15 protein-coding genes and 1 other RNA gene are annotated in these 14,379 nt (G+C 42.8%); 11 read left to right on the top strand and 5 right to left on the bottom strand.

Annotated elements, in window-relative coordinates; genetic code table 11:
• Window positions 1-18: 18 nt before the first annotated feature.
• From aspS to MHB67_RS12290, 3 genes are all read left to right on the top strand, one after another.
• On the top strand, window positions 19-1,797 hold the full coding sequence (gene aspS / locus MHB67_RS12300) for an aspartate--tRNA ligase (protein ID WP_024423128.1): 1,779 nt from the start codon (window positions 19-21) through the stop codon (window positions 1,795-1,797).
• A 77-nt stretch (window positions 1,798-1,874) separates the two neighbouring features.
• Window positions 1,875-2,055: non-coding RNA, 6S RNA (ssrS, locus tag MHB67_RS12295), on the top strand.
• A 92-nt stretch (window positions 2,056-2,147) separates the two neighbouring features.
• Window positions 2,148-2,912, top strand: coding sequence for a tRNA threonylcarbamoyladenosine dehydratase (locus tag MHB67_RS12290; RefSeq protein WP_024423127.1), 765 nt, complete (start codon window positions 2,148-2,150; stop codon window positions 2,910-2,912).
• Between the two features lie 33 nt (window positions 2,913-2,945).
• Here the strand turns inward: MHB67_RS12290 and MHB67_RS12285 are convergent, their stop codons facing one another.
• Entirely contained in the window at window positions 2,946-4,211 is a 1,266-nt protein-coding gene (locus MHB67_RS12285; protein WP_076840405.1) for a replication-associated recombination protein A, read from the bottom strand.
• Between the two features lie 208 nt (window positions 4,212-4,419).
• Between MHB67_RS12285 and MHB67_RS12280 the strand changes: the two genes are divergently transcribed.
• From MHB67_RS12280 to MHB67_RS12245, 8 genes are all read left to right on the top strand, one after another.
• Window positions 4,420-4,839 carry an Rrf2 family transcriptional regulator gene (locus MHB67_RS12280; RefSeq protein ID WP_024423125.1) on the top strand — a complete coding sequence of 140 codons (420 nt, stop codon included), beginning with the start codon at window positions 4,420-4,422 and terminating at the stop codon, window positions 4,837-4,839.
• A gap of 18 nt (window positions 4,840-4,857) precedes the next feature.
• Window positions 4,858-6,000, top strand: coding sequence for a cysteine desulfurase family protein (locus tag MHB67_RS12275; protein WP_041086402.1), 1,143 nt, complete (start codon window positions 4,858-4,860; stop codon window positions 5,998-6,000).
• A gap of 94 nt (window positions 6,001-6,094) precedes the next feature.
• Window positions 6,095-7,213 (top strand): tRNA 2-thiouridine(34) synthase MnmA, encoded by a 1,119-nt coding sequence (gene mnmA, locus MHB67_RS12270; protein WP_103131895.1) that lies wholly within the window; start codon window positions 6,095-6,097, stop codon window positions 7,211-7,213.
• Between the two features lie 59 nt (window positions 7,214-7,272).
• Window positions 7,273-7,926, top strand: a complete 654-nt coding sequence (locus tag MHB67_RS12265) for a tetratricopeptide repeat protein (RefSeq protein WP_056767976.1) — start codon at window positions 7,273-7,275, stop codon at window positions 7,924-7,926.
• 19 nt (window positions 7,927-7,945) lie between these two features.
• Complete coding sequence (locus tag MHB67_RS12260) at window positions 7,946-10,330, top strand: ATP-dependent RecD-like DNA helicase (RefSeq protein WP_149126431.1); 2,385 nt, start codon at window positions 7,946-7,948, stop codon at window positions 10,328-10,330.
• A gap of 111 nt (window positions 10,331-10,441) precedes the next feature.
• Window positions 10,442-10,960, top strand: a complete 519-nt coding sequence (locus tag MHB67_RS12255) for a PRC-barrel domain-containing protein (RefSeq protein WP_051170124.1) — start codon at window positions 10,442-10,444, stop codon at window positions 10,958-10,960.
• A 13-nt stretch (window positions 10,961-10,973) separates the two neighbouring features.
• Window positions 10,974-11,165 (top strand): hypothetical protein, encoded by a 192-nt coding sequence (locus MHB67_RS12250; RefSeq protein WP_003216308.1) that lies wholly within the window; start codon window positions 10,974-10,976, stop codon window positions 11,163-11,165.
• Between the two features lie 20 nt (window positions 11,166-11,185).
• Complete coding sequence (locus MHB67_RS12245; RefSeq protein ID WP_003216198.1) at window positions 11,186-11,317, top strand: YrzQ family protein; 132 nt, start codon at window positions 11,186-11,188, stop codon at window positions 11,315-11,317.
• Between the two features lie 101 nt (window positions 11,318-11,418).
• Here MHB67_RS12245 and MHB67_RS12240 read toward each other — a convergent pair whose 3' ends face one another.
• The 4 genes from MHB67_RS12240 to MHB67_RS12225 all read right to left on the bottom strand — a co-directional run bounded on the left by MHB67_RS12240 (window position 11,419) and on the right by MHB67_RS12225 (window position 14,367).
• Entirely contained in the window at window positions 11,419-12,069 is a 651-nt protein-coding gene (locus MHB67_RS12240) for an amino acid ABC transporter permease (protein WP_024423119.1), read from the bottom strand.
• A gap of 15 nt (window positions 12,070-12,084) precedes the next feature.
• Window positions 12,085-12,738, bottom strand: a complete 654-nt coding sequence (locus MHB67_RS12235; RefSeq protein WP_024423118.1) for an amino acid ABC transporter permease — start codon at window positions 12,736-12,738, stop codon at window positions 12,085-12,087.
• Between the two features lie 77 nt (window positions 12,739-12,815).
• Window positions 12,816-13,625: a transporter substrate-binding domain-containing protein gene (locus MHB67_RS12230; protein ID WP_103131897.1), complete on the bottom strand. Its 810-nt coding sequence runs from the start codon at window positions 13,623-13,625 to the stop codon at window positions 12,816-12,818.
• A 13-nt stretch (window positions 13,626-13,638) separates the two neighbouring features.
• Window positions 13,639-14,367: an amino acid ABC transporter ATP-binding protein gene (locus tag MHB67_RS12225; protein WP_024423116.1), complete on the bottom strand. Its 729-nt coding sequence runs from the start codon at window positions 14,365-14,367 to the stop codon at window positions 13,639-13,641.
• Window positions 14,368-14,379 lie beyond the last annotated feature (12 nt).

Below are 14,379 nucleotides of genomic sequence, written 5' to 3'. Positions count from 1 at the left end.
AGAAGGAGTGGAATGTTTGTGTTTGGTAGAACTTTTTATTGTGGAGAAGTAACAGAAGACCAAATTGGTCAGTCAGTTGTATTAAAAGGATGGGTTCAAAAAAGGCGTGACCTAGGCGGATTAATCTTTATTGATTTGCGCGATCGTACAGGGATTGTACAAGTTGTCTTCAATCCAGACTTATCAAAAGAGGCGCTTGAGACAGCAGAATCAATTCGTAATGAATATGTCCTTGATATTAAAGGAACGGTTGTCGCAAGAGAAGAAGCAACGATCAATCCAAATTTAAAAACGGGCAAAATTGAAATTCAAGTCGAAACGGTTACCGTTTTAAATGAAGCGAAGACTCCTCCATTTGTGATTTCAGATCAAGCAGACGAGGTATCAGAAGATGTTCGTTTAAAATATCGTTACCTGGATCTTCGCCGCCCTGCAATGTTTGAAACAATGAAAATGCGACATGAAGTCACAAAAGCATTCCGCCATTTCTTAGACGACAACGGCTTTCTAGACATTGAAACGCCAATTTTAACAAAAAGTACGCCAGAAGGTGCGCGTGACTATCTTGTTCCAAGCCGTGTACACGAGGGAGAATTTTATGCACTGCCTCAGTCTCCGCAATTATTTAAACAATTGCTGATGGTTTCTGGGATGGACCGTTATTATCAAATTGCCCGCTGCTTTAGAGATGAAGACTTGCGTGCTGACCGTCAGCCGGAATTTACACAAGTCGATATTGAAATGTCCTTTATGAGTCAAGAGGACATCATGACGCTTGCTGAAGAGATGATGGCGAAGGTGATGAAAGATGTCAAAGGCGTAGACCTTACATTGCCATTACCTCGTATGACATACGACGAAGCGATGAATTCTTATGGATCTGATAAGCCGGATACTCGCTTTGAGATGAAGCTGGTGAACATTTCAGACACAGTAAAAGACTCAGATTTCAAAGTGTTTAGCGGAGCTGTGAAAAATGGTGGAGCTGTGAAAGCCATCAATGTAAAAGGGGCTGCAGCGAACTACTCAAGAAAAGACATTGATGCACTTGGTGCATTTGCAGCGAACTACGGTGCAAAAGGTCTAGCTTGGCTAAAAGCAGAAGGGACTGAATTAAAAGGTCCGATCGCTAAATTCTTTGATGAAGCAAAGCAAGCTGAATTAAAAGAACAGCTGCAAGTTGAAGAAGGCGACCTTTTACTCTTTGTTGCAGATAAGACGTCTGTTGTCCATGATGCGCTTGGTGCACTTCGCTTAAAACTTGGTAAAGAGCTTGAACTGATTGATGAGTCTGTATTCAATTTCTTATGGGTTGTCGATTGGCCTCTGCTTGAAAAGGATGAAGAAGAAGGCCGCTTCTATGCTGCCCATCATCCATTCACAATGCCGGTTCGCGATGATCTTGAATTAATTGAAACAAGCCCGGAAGACATGAAGGCTCAGGCTTACGATCTTGTCCTGAATGGCTACGAGCTTGGCGGAGGTTCTATTCGTATTTTTGAAAAGGACATTCAAGAAAAGATGTTTGGCTTACTTGGTTTTTCAAAAGAAGAAGCTTACGAACAATTTGGCTTCCTGCTGGATGCGTTTGAGCATGGTGTTCCTCCGCATGGCGGAATCGCGCTTGGGCTTGACCGTTTAGTGATGCTGCTTGCAGGCCGCTCTAACTTAAGAGATACGATTGCATTCCCGAAAACGGCAAGTGCGAGCTGCGTTCTTACAGATGCCCCTGGCCATGTAAGCGAGGCGCAGCTTGATGAGCTGAGTTTAGCGATTAAAACAAAAGTAAAACAGTAAAATAGGCGCATGTTTATAGGTATGTAAACGCTTGAAAAAGAAATATGCCTATGATATGCTTTCATCAATCAATAAATAAAGTCCTGATACGTACGGTGGTTACCTAGTTTTGACCGAACATTTTTTTATACGGGAGCTTGCCTTTCCTTTCTGCATAAATGCCTCTTTAGAGGACTTATAAAGTCAGGAAGAAAGCACCCACCTGCATGGTGCGGGGTTCAAAACGAAGGAAATGCTGGCGGCGTCATCGGGACTTTTTTGTGTTTTTTTCTTTTAGAGAAGGATGACGGAGAAGTCTGAATATGATATGATTCTTTCGATTCATTTTAAATAAAGGTGGAGTGAGGCACTTGTTACATCAGTTTTCAAGAAACGAGCTTGCCATTGGCAAGGAAGGCTTAAATATACTAAAAAACAGTACAGTTGCAGTGCTTGGTGTGGGCGGCGTTGGTTCATTCGCAGTAGAGGCACTCGCGCGTTCAGGCGTTGGCCGTATTGTTCTTGTTGATAAAGATGATATTGATATTACAAATGTAAACCGTCAGCTTCCAGCATTGCTATCAACAGTTGGCCAGCCAAAGGTTGACTTAATGCAGGCGAGAATCGCTGATATTAATCCAGAATGTGAAGTTGTTGCCCTGAAGATGTTTTATACAGAGGAAACATACGAGCAATTTTTTGAGTATCCGCTTGATTATGTCATTGATGCCTCAGATACCATTCACTATAAAATTCATTTAATGAAAGAGTGTCTGAAACGAGGTGTGAACATCATTTCAAGTATGGGAGCTGCGAACAAAACAGATCCGACACGCTTCAAAATTGATGATATTTCAAAAACACATACTGATCCTATTGCAAAAGTTGTGAGAACACGTTTGCGTAAGGAAGGGATTCGTAAAGGAATTGAAGTCATTTTCTCTGATGAAAGTCCAATTGTCATTCGCGAAGATGTCAGAAAAGAAGTTGGAAATGATGAAGCGAAGATTCGCAAGGCGCAAATGCCGCCATCATCTAATGCGTTCGTTCCGTCTGTTGCCGGACTGATCATGGGTGGTCATGTCATTATGAAGCTTTTAAAAGATATTCCAATTACACGTGTGAAGGATAAATAAACAGCCCGCCTGCTAACATGCAGGGGGCTTTTTTTATTTCTGGCGTTTTAAATTTTCATAGACCTGTTTCAATGCACCTTCAAATTTTCCGGTTTGTTTCGGTACATAGTATTGCTTGTTTTTCAGCGGATCAGGTAAATATTGCTGCTTCACCCAGCCGTTTTCGTAATCATGTGGGTATAAGTAATCGACGCCTCTTCCGAGTGCTGTAGCGCCTTTGTAGTGAGCATCTTTTAAATGAACTGGAACTTCTCCAATTTTCCCTGTACGAATGTCACCAAGTGCCGCATCAATCGCTTTATATGCCGAATTAGACTTAGGGGAAAGACACAGCTCAATCACTGCGTTCGCCAGCGGAATCCGTGCTTCTGGGAAGCCGACTCTTTCTGCTGTTTGTACTGCGCTTAACACGCGGGGGCCTGCCTGCGGACTGGCTAAGCCAATGTCCTCGTAAGCCATCACGAGTAATCTTCTTGAAATGCTTTCAAGGTCTCCTGCTTCAATCAGTCTGGCAAGATAATGTAGCGCCGCATCTGTATCAGATCCTCTAATGGATTTTTGAAAAGCGGAGAGGACATCATAATGAGCATCACCATTCTTGTCATGTGAGAAGCTCTTTTTTTGTAAACATTCTTCTGCTGCGGCAAGAGTGATTGTGATATGCCCTGTCTCATCAGCTTTTGTCGATAAGACAGCGAGCTCGAGTGCATTTAAAGCAGAACGCACGTCTCCTCCGCATCCATTGGCAAAATGATTCATCGCTTCATCGTCCACTGTCACCTCATAGCCGCCAAGCCCGCGATGCTCATCCTGTAAGGCTCTTGTTAACGCAGCTTTGATTTGCTCTGTTTCAAGCGGCTTCAGCTCGAATATTTGTGTCCGGCTTCGAATGGCAGGATTGATCGCATGATAGGGATTAGCCGTCGTTGCCCCAATTAAAATGATCATGCCATTTTCTAAATAAGGAAGAAGAAAATCCTGCTTTCCTTTATCAAGCCGGTGGACTTCGTCTAAAATAAGGATCACCTGGCCGCTCATTTTCGCTTCAGCGGCAACAGCTTCCATATCCTTTTTGTTATGAATGACCGCATTCAGCGTTCGAAAAGCAATGCTTGTACTGCCAGCAATCGCGGTTGCAATCGATGTTTTGCCGATGCCCGGCGGTCCGTATAAAATCATCGAGGATAAATGTTTTGCCTCGACCATTCGCCTAATAATTTGACCTTCTCCAACAAGATGCTCCTGCCCAATAATGTCTTCAATATGACTTGGGCGCATCCGGTACGCTAAAGGTTTCATAATTATCTCTCCTATAGCAATGTCTTGTTTGTATAGAGTACCGAAAATTCTTCAAATAGAAAAGGGATTCGTCCTTCTATCATGCTCAGAACCCGTAAATGAAAGTTGGCTGAAAGTATGATATAATTGCTTTTGGTCTATATATCAGCGTATATGAAATCAGAAAAATAATTGATGACATAGAATAGAAAACGCAGAGGTGTTTAACTTGAAAATATCAACTAAAGGCAGATATGGTCTGACGATCATGATCGAATTAGCCAAAAAACATGGCGAAGGCCCTACATCATTAAAATCAATCGCTCAAAACAATGATTTGTCTGAGCATTATTTAGAGCAGCTTGTATCACCACTCCGCAATGCCCGTCTTGTAAAAAGTATCCGAGGAGCGTATGGCGGCTATGTTCTTGCACATGAACCAAACGAGATCACAGCAGGTGATATTATTCGTGTATTAGAAGGACCCATTAGTCCTGTTGAAGTCATCGAAAACGAAGAACCAGCAAAGCGTGAACTATGGATTCGTATTCGTGATGCAGTAAAAGACGTACTAGACAATACAACTCTTGAAGACTTGGCAAGCTACACAGATGACGGGGATCAAGACTCGTATATGTTCTATATTTAGATCAGAGGTGTACCGGAAATGGAACGAATCTATTTAGATCATGCGGCCACAACGCCGATGGATCAGCGTATTGTGGACAAGATGATGCCGTACTTTACAGAGATATTTGGCAATCCCTCTAGTATTCATTCATATGGGCGCGAGGCAAGAAAGTGGCTTGATGAAGCAAGAGAAGTCATTGCAGGAGAATTACACTGTAAACCGCAGGAGATCATCCTCACAAGCGGTGGAACCGAGGCGGACAACCTGGCAATTACAGGTGTTGCCATGGCAAGACAGCATGAAGGAAAACATATCATCACTGTGAAAACAGAGCATCATGCGGTGCTGCATACATGTGAACGCCTAGAAAAACTAGGATTTGAAGTGACATATTTAGATGTGGACGAAACAGGATTGATTCATCTTGATCAATTAAAACAAGCATTGAGAGATGATACGATTCTTGTGACCGTCATGTACGGCAATAATGAAACAGGTGTGATTCAGCCAATCAAAGCCATTGGCGAACTTCTGCGTGATCACACTGCTCATTTTCATACAGACGCAGTGCAGGCGTTTGGCACAGTGCCCATTGATGCAGCAGATCTCCATATTGATCTTTTATCTGCTTCTGGCCATAAGCTGAATGGTCCGATGGGAACAGGTTTTTTATATGTAAACGAAGGCGTGAAGCTTTCTCCGCAAATATTCGGAGGCGAACAAGAAAGAAAGCGCCGTGCTGGCACTGAAAATGTGGCAGGAATTGTTGGGCTTGCAGAAGCTGTTCAATTAACGAAGCAAAATAGAAGAGAAAAAGCGATGCATTATGGTAAGCTCAAAGAAACCATGCTGCAAGTATTCGAAGAGGAATCTCTCAATTTCTCTATCAATGGACATCCGAAAGAGACATTGCCGCACATTTTAAATGTTCATTTCCCGGGCGTCTCCATTGAATCGCTGCTTGTGAATTTAGATATGGAAGGAATTGCTGTTTCAAGCGGATCGGCATGTACGGCTGGATCTGTCCTTCCTTCGCACGTGTTAAGCGCCATGTATGGCGAAGAAGCAAAAGAGCTGACGTCCTCAGTCAGAATAAGCTTCGGTCTTGGGAATGAAGAGGATCATGTGAAGCAGGCGGCACGTAAGATAGCGGCTGTTGTCAAACGCCTAGCCAAATAAATGCTTCCTTTTGTTCGTGTGTGAAAAATGAAACAGCGAAGCACCTGAAGAACGAAACGCGCATGTTGTTTCATTGAAATTGGAGTTGATGAAGATGACAAAAAGACCAGAAGATACAAGAGTTGTGGTCGGTATGTCCGGAGGAGTCGATTCATCAGTTGCCGCTCTTATGTTAAAGGAGCAAGGCTATGATGTCATCGGCATATTTATGAAAAACTGGGATGACACTGATGAAAATGGTGTTTGCACAGCAACGGAAGACTATGAGGATGTCATCCGCGTATGTAACCAAATTGGAATCCCTTATTATGCAGTGAATTTCGAGAAGCAATATTGGGACAAAGTATTTCAATATTTTCTTGATGAATATAAAGCGGGCAGAACGCCAAACCCAGATGTCATGTGTAACAAAGAAATTAAGTTCAAGGCATTCCTTGAGCATGCACTGTCACTTGGTGCGGATTACTTGGCAACAGGACACTATGCCCGTGTTGACAGAACAGGCGAAGAAGTCAAAATGCTGCGAGGTCTTGATGCAAACAAAGACCAAACGTATTTCTTAAATCAGCTGACACAGGAACAACTTGATAAAGTCATGTTCCCAATCGGTGATTTAGAGAAAAAAAGGGTTCGTGAATTAGCTAAAGAAGCAGAGCTCGCAACAGCAGCGAAAAAAGATTCAACTGGTATCTGCTTTATCGGAGAAAGAAACTTTAAAACGTTCCTTAGTCAATATTTGCCTGCACAGCCTGGTGTGATGCAGACAATGGACGGAGAAGTAAAAGGGGAGCACGATGGACTGATGTATTACACGATCGGTCAGCGCCAAGGACTTGGCATTGGCGGCAGCGGTGATCCTTGGTTTGTCGTTGGAAAAGACTTGGAGAAAAACATCTTGTTTGTTGAACAAGGCTTCCACAATCCACTTTTATACTCTGAAAGCATTTCAGCCGTTAATATCAGCTGGACTCGTCCTCATATTGTCGGAGAAAACGGTGAATTAACTTGCACAGCAAAATTCAGATACCGTCAAGAAGATCACCATGTGAAGGTCAAAATGACAGGTGAGCAAGAAGCGATGGTTATTTTTGATGAACCTGTTCGTGCTGTTACCCCGGGACAAGCGGTTGTTTTTTATGATGGTGACGAATGTCTTGGCGGCGGTACAATTGACGATGTCTTCAAAGATGGTCAAAAGCTGTCGTATGTGTAGCATGTTTCAAAACCTCAACGTCGCTGTTGAGGTTTTTTAATGAAAGGATGAGAGAGCGAATGAATCATAACGAAATCGGCATAGAAGCCTTGAATCAAGGGAATATCGAAAAAGCAGCTGAAGCTTTTACAAAAGCGATCGAAAAAAGCCCGAAGGACCCGGTTCCATATATTAACTTTGCGAACTTACTTTCAAGTATCAATGAATTTGAACGTGCTTTAAACTTTTTTCAAAAAGCAATTGAACTTGATCATACCGCAGCTGCAGCCTATTATGGAGCAGGAAATGTATATACATTAAAAGAAGACTTTATGAAAGCGAAAGACTATTTTGAACAAGCACTAAAAGCCGGCATGGAAAATAGTGATTTGTTTTATATGCTCGGGCAGACGCTCATCAAATTAGAGCAGCCAAAGCTTGCGATGCCATATCTTCAGCGTGCCGTTGAACTAAACGAAGAGGATAATGAAGCAAGATTCCAATTTGGCATGTGTTTAGCCAATGAACACATGCTGGAAGAAGCGGTGACAACTTTTACTGAAGTCATCACGCGTGATCCGCAGCATGCAGATGCTTTTTATAATTTAGGGGTTGCGTATGCGTACTTAGAGAAAAAAGACGAAGCACTTGAAATGCTGGGTAAAGCCATTGACGTGCAGCCTGACCATATGCTGGCACTACATGCGCAAAAGCTGATTCAAGAGGCAGAATAGATGGAAGGAGGGAAGACCTGTGCAGGAACATCCAGATCAAATGAAGCTTGAGGACGAACCGTTTTTAAAGGGGACCATTCAAGCCGTTATTTTCCATAATGAAAGTAATTTATACTCGGTGTTAAAGGTAAAAGTCATTGAAACATCGGAAAACTTAGAGGAAAAAACAGCATCTGTCACAGGCTACTTCCCAGCACTTCATGAGGAGGAAACCTACACTTTCTATGGCAAAGTGACAAGCCATCCGAAATTTGGTGAACAGTTTCAGGCCACTCATTTTCAAAAGGAAGTGCCGACAACGAAGCAAGGAATCATTCATTATCTCTCAAGTGATTTATTTGAAGGGATAGGGAAAAAGACGGCGGAAGAAATTGTGGGGAAGCTTGGCAATCAGACACTTCATAAGATTATGCGTGACCCAGCTGTTTTGTATGATGTACCGCGCTTATCAAAAAAGAAGGCGGATAAGCTTGCCGCAGCGCTTCAGGAGCATCAAGGACTGGAACAAATCATGATCAGCCTGAATCAGTATGGCTTTGGTCCGCAGCTCAGCATGAAGATTTACCAAGTATACGAGAGTGAAACACTGCAGAAAATCGAGGAAAATCCCTATCAGCTCGTTAAGGATGTTGAGGGGATCGGATTTATTAAGGCGGATGAGCTTGGCGCTAGAACAGGCATCTCAGGAAATGACCCAGAACGGATTCGCGCAGCCTTGCTATATACAGTGGAGACAGCCAGTCTACAGGACGGTCATACGTACATACAAACGAAAGATTTGATCGTCGAAACCCGCAAGCTGCTCAACCAAACCGGCAATGATTACAAAGTGACTGAAATGGATGTTGCCAATCAGATCATTGCACTTGGCGAAGGAAAAGAAATGATCATTGAAGATGACCGCTGCTATCATCCATCCTTATTTTATGCGGAGCAAAGTGTCGCCAAACGCATTCAAAAAATCGTCTCCCAAACAGAATATGCAGATCAATTTCCTGAATCAGAATTCCTGCTGGCACTTGGCGAGCTGGAGGAGCGGTTAGGCGTCCAATATGCACCGACACAAAAGGAAGCGATTCAAAAGGCACTCATGTCCCCGATGCTGCTTTTAACAGGCGGGCCTGGAACAGGGAAGACGACGGTCATTAAAGGAATTGTCGAGCTTTACAGTGATCTTCACGGTGTTTCTCTTGATCCGAGTGATTATAAAAAAGATGAATCCTTCCCATTTGTGCTTGCGGCACCAACTGGACGGGCGGCTAAACGGATGACAGAATCAACAGGGCTTCCAGCTGTCACCATTCACCGGCTGCTAGGCTGGAATGGTTCGGAGGGCTTCTCTCATGATGAGGAACAGCCGATTGAAGGAAAGCTTGTCATCATTGATGAATCAAGTATGCTGGATATTTGGCTGGCGAATCATTTGTTTAAAGCCATTCCTGATCATATCCAAGTGATTATGGTAGGGGATGAACATCAGCTGCCATCTGTCGGACCAGGCCAAGTTTTACGGGATTTGCTTGCCTCAAAAGCCGTGCCGGCTGTTACCCTGACAGATATTTACCGGCAGGCAGACGGCTCAACCATTGTTGAACTTGCACATGATATGAAAAATGGTGTGCTGCCAAAGGATATCACTGCACGCTCAAAGGATCGGTCCTTCATTCAGTGTTCAGCTGATCAAATGAAAGAAGTCATTGAGAAAGTTGTCAGCAATGCTGCTCAAAAAGGGTTTTCGGCAAAGGATATTCAAGTGCTGGCACCGATGTATAAAGGAAAAGCAGGCATCAATGAGCTCAACAAAATGCTGCAGCACATTTTGAATCCTAAAAAACCAAAGGGCAGAGAAATCCCGTTTGGTGATGTGGTGTACCGGACAGGTGATAAGGTGCTTCAGCTTGTGAATCAGCCGGAGAACAACATTTTTAACGGCGATATCGGTGAAATTGTCTCGATTTTTTATGCAAAAGAAAATACAGAAAAAGAAGACATGGCTGTGATCTCCTTTGATGGAAATGAAATCACCTTTACAAAAAAAGATTTTCATCAATTTACACATGCTTATTGCTGCTCTATTCACAAATCACAAGGAAGTGAATTCCCGATTGTTGTGCTGCCAGTCGTCAGGAGCTACTACCGAATGCTTCGGCGGAATCTACTGTACACAGCCATTACACGCAGTAAAAAGTTTTTAATACTGTGCGGCGAGGAATCAGCGCTGGAGTGGGGCGTGAAAAACAATGAGGATTCCCTCAGACAAACGTCCTTAACGATGCGGCTAGTGCAAACCGAACAAATCATGGATGCAGAACTTGAAGCACTCCAAAAAGAGCTTCCGTTTAGCGTACATGACGCAAATATTGGCATGGAGGGAATCACTCCGTTTGATTTTATGCATGAGTAGAAGGTTCAGATTGTTGACAAAGGGCTAAAATGATTTTTATTTTAGCCCTTTGTCTTCTTTTCAGCGTGAAAAGAACTTCACCCATTCCGTTCATGGAAGCCATTTCTTCGTATGAGTCATGAAGCAAACGCACACGATAAGACTGTTCCGCAAAAGGTGGTTGAGCACATTTTGAGAACATGCCGAGAACTTGAAGGAATGACGATCTATACAGATGAGCTGTCCCAATCGCTTGGTTCCATAAAAGATATTTGCTTTTTAGCCGGAGGCAGCTGCGGAGGATATGTGTTAGAGGGGAAAAAGAAAGACTGTGCACTCGTTCCATTTTCTGCTTTTGATCAGCTGACAGACAAAGGTTTGTATGTGAGCTGCCAGGAGGGAGTGGGCATGGATTCCTCTGCTCCATTCTTGTTATTTTCGAAATTAAAAAAGAAAATGTTGCAGTCGCCTGATGGTGAAAATTTAGGCATTTTGGAAGATGTATACTTTTGCTCAAATTCGGGCACAATCGTAGCATATGAACTCTCGGACGGCTTCTTTACAGAGCTATCAGGGATTCGGAAACAGCTGCAGGCTGCCGGAACCTTGATGAACGTTCAAAAGGAAGCACTGGTTCTAAACCGAACGTAAAGAGGTGCTGATTATGCTCATTTGCCCAAATTGCAAATGTAAAGACATCGGAAAAATTGGGGTCAATCAATATTATTGCTGGGGCTGTTTTATTGAATTGACGCTGTCAAAAGGCAAAATATCTACACACCAAGTGGAGGAAGATGGGACACTAAGCAGCTTAGATGATCTGTTTAGTGACGATGAACGTTCAATTCAACTATAAGTGTTAAGGGGGAATTTCGAATGGGCAAAATGACTTCTTCACTATTAACGCTTGGTGCAGGTGCACTCGCATATCATTTTGCAAGCCGATATGATATGCCATCAAAGCGGGATATGAAAAAGCTAAGAAAACGTGTTATGAGAATGATGTAAACAAAAAGGGCTAAAATGATCTTCATTTTAGCCCTTTGTTTTTTTCAGCGTGATAGCCAACCGGTCTATACGCTGGCATTCGCCAAGAGCGGATGTTCTTTTTATGCCTGCCTGTATTCTAATCGTCTTGCAAGAATGGATAAGCTGAAATTGACGACAAAATACATCATAGCTGCCAATAGGAAAATCGGCAGTAAATAGGATTGGCTTTGACCGTTTAATATTTGAGCGTGATGCAATAATTCTGGAAGCGCAATGACAACGGCAAGCGACGTATCTTTTAAAAGAGATATGAATTGACTGACAATTGGCGGCACCATTCTGCGCAGGGCCTGCGGCATAATAATCATTTTCAATGTTTGAATATAGGTTAAACCAGAAGACCTGGCTGCTTCGATCTGGCCCTTATCAATTGATTTAAGGCCGCTCCGAATAATTTCTGACAGCATCGCGGATTCAAACACAGTTAAAGCCGCAATGGCAGAGGCTGTGATGCTTAGCTTGATGCCGATTTCAGGCAATGCAAAATACGTGAAAAAGATGATCAGTAAAAGTGGCAGGTTCCGAATGGTTTCTACAACTACCGCAAGCACCTTCGATAAAATCGGTATTTGAGCGAACCGTAATGTGCCAACGACTAATCCAATGATAAAGCTCAAAATGATGGAGATAAAAGCCACTTTTAAGGTGACAGCAAATCCTTCAAGTAAAAAGGCGAGATGATCAGGTTGGTAGGCACCTATAAAATCCATGATGTTTCCTCCTTTCTAGTGGCTTCTTGCTAATCTTCTTTCTAAATAACCAACACCTAAACTGAGCGGAATGGTTAATAGCAGATAGAACATCGCAACAAAGATGTAGACATCAAACGTCACAAATGTTCTAGACGCAATAAGGTCTCCTTGATACATGAGATCAAACCCTGCAATGACACCTAAAATCGAGGAGTTTTTGACAAGGTTAATAAATTGATTCCCAAGAGGGGGAATGACGATTTTAATCGCCTGCGGCAAAATGATATACCGCATCGTCCCGCCATATGACAGACCTGAGGCGCGGGCTGCTTCCATTTGTCCGAGCGGTACAGCTTGTATCCCTGCACGAATGGCTTCAGCAATAAAGGCAGACGTATAAATGGCAAGAGCAATCGTACCAGCAGTAAAGCCATCTGCTACAATACCCAGCACCGGTAAACCAAAGAAGAAAACAAAGGTGATCAATAATAACGGAATATTCCGAATAAATTCAACATAAGCCGTTCCGAACCAGTTGAGCGGCCTAAATGGCGCAATTCTCATAATGGCAATGAGTGTACCGATCAAAAAGCTTCCAATCAGAGCAATGACACTTGCACCAATGGTATATTTAAAGCCTTCTAAATAAAGATGAACATTTTCAGTGAGAATGGAAAACCGCAGCAATCAGTTCACTTCCTTCCTGATTAACAGGGGAGCCTTTGAGCGGCTCACCTGAGGCATTGATCTTGACGAAACAAATGTTATTCTTTGATCCATTTTTTAAGAATTTTGTCATACTCTCCATTGTCTTTTAACGTTTTTAAAGCTTTATTGATCGCATCTGTTAATTCTTGATCCCCTTTCTTCACAGCAATGCCATAAGGCTCATCTGTAAAGGTGCCGCCGACGACTTCGTAATTTGAATCCTCATCTGCCATACCAAATAAGATCGCATTATCAGTTGTCAGCACTTGCCCTTGATTTGATTTTAAAGCTGTAAAAGCCTCTTGATAGTTCTCAAATTCTAATACGGATACTTCAGGTGCTTTCTCACGGATATTTTGAGAAGAAGTAGATCCTTTCACGGCCAGCACCTTCGTTCCTTTTTTAAGATCATCAATGGATTGAATGTCGCTTCCTTTTTTCACAAGCAGTGATTGTCCTGCTTCAAAGTAAACATCTGAGAAATTGACTTCTTTTTTACGCTCTTCTGTAATTGTCATGGTCGCAACAATCGCATGGATATCCCCTTTTTGAAGCAAAGGAATTCTTGTTTTAGATGTCACTTCCTTAAATTCTGCTTTTCCTTCATCGCCGAGTATTTCCTTTGTGATGGCTTTTGCAATGTCAATATCAAATCCTTCAATATCACCGCTGCTCGGATTTTTTAGACCGAATAAACGTGTGTCATTTTTTACACCGAAAATGATTTTTTTGTCTTTCTTAATGGCTTCTAAAGAACTTCCTTGTTTCGCATCAGTTGAGCCTTTTTCAGTAGATCCACAAGCAGCCAAAGCGGCGATGCAGCAAGTCATAAAGAGCAGCAGGCCAAAGCGTTTCATTTTTTTCATCAAACCATTCCCCCTAGTGATTTAATATACGGCTTAAAAATAATTGAGCACGTTTCTCTTGCGGTTTTTCATAAAATGCAGCCGGTGTTGATTCTTCAAGAATTCTGCCTTCATCAATAAAGACAATGCGGTCAGCCACTTCGCGGGCAAAGCCCATTTCATGTGTGACGACAACCATGGTCATGCCTTCACGAGCCAGCTGCTTCATCACATCTAATACCTCGCCGATCATCTCTGGATCAAGTGCAGATGTCGGTTCGTCGAAAAGCATCACCTCCGGCTTCATCGCAAGCCCTCTTGCAATGGCAACGCGCTGCTGCTGTCCGCCCGAGAGTCGTGAAGGGTAGGTGTCTGCCTTTTCAGGAATGCCGACTTTATTTAAATAAAATTCAGCTGTTTCCTTTGCTTCTTCCTTGCTCACTTTTTTGACCTTCATCGGCGCAAGCATAATGTTTTCAAGCACCGTCTTATGCGGATAGAGGTGAAAATGCTGAAAGACCATTCCGATATTTTGCCTAACAAGATTGATGTTGGTCTTCGGATGCTGAACAGACACTTGGTTGACGAGAACTTTTCCCGCATCAATGCTTTCAAGACGATTGATACACCTGAGCATCGTGCTTTTACCAGACCCTGAAGGACCGATGATCACAACAACCTCCCCTTTTTGAATATGTAGGTTAATGTCCTTAAGTACATGGAACTGGCCATAATGCTTGTTGACTTCTTCGAATGTGATCATGAAGAACCTCCT

The organism is Bacillus sp. FSL H8-0516, assembly GCF_038635285.1.
GTDB lineage: Bacteria > Bacillota > Bacilli > Bacillales > Bacillaceae > Bacillus > Bacillus safensis.
The sequence above is the reverse complement of the archived record's forward strand: the minus strand, read 5'-3'. Positions and strand labels throughout refer to the sequence as shown.

What these genes read in the sequence shown, in the direction of transcription:
- MHB67_RS12225 (WP_024423116.1), bottom strand. Translation starts at nt 14,367, where the DNA reads ATGATCACATTCGAAGAAGTCAACAAGCATTATGGCCAGTTCCATGTA.
- MHB67_RS12255 (WP_051170124.1), top strand. Translation starts at nt 10,442, where the DNA reads ATGAGTCATGAAGCAAACGCACACGATAAGACTGTTCCGCAAAAGGTG.
- MHB67_RS12285 (WP_076840405.1), bottom strand. Translation starts at nt 4,211, where the DNA reads ATGAAACCTTTAGCGTACCGGATGCGCCCAAGTCATATTGAAGACATT.
- MHB67_RS12265 (WP_056767976.1), top strand. Translation starts at nt 7,273, where the DNA reads ATGAATCATAACGAAATCGGCATAGAAGCCTTGAATCAAGGGAATATC.
- MHB67_RS12275 (WP_041086402.1), top strand. Translation starts at nt 4,858, where the DNA reads ATGGAACGAATCTATTTAGATCATGCGGCCACAACGCCGATGGATCAG.
- MHB67_RS12240 (WP_024423119.1), bottom strand. Translation starts at nt 12,069, where the DNA reads ATGGATTTTATAGGTGCCTACCAACCTGATCATCTCGCCTTTTTACTT.
- MHB67_RS12245 (WP_003216198.1), top strand. Translation starts at nt 11,186, where the DNA reads ATGGGCAAAATGACTTCTTCACTATTAACGCTTGGTGCAGGTGCACTC.
- MHB67_RS12250 (WP_003216308.1), top strand. Translation starts at nt 10,974, where the DNA reads ATGCTCATTTGCCCAAATTGCAAATGTAAAGACATCGGAAAAATTGGG.
- mnmA (WP_103131895.1), top strand. Translation starts at nt 6,095, where the DNA reads ATGACAAAAAGACCAGAAGATACAAGAGTTGTGGTCGGTATGTCCGGA.
- MHB67_RS12230 (WP_103131897.1), bottom strand. Translation starts at nt 13,625, where the DNA reads ATGAAAAAAATGAAACGCTTTGGCCTGCTGCTCTTTATGACTTGCTGC.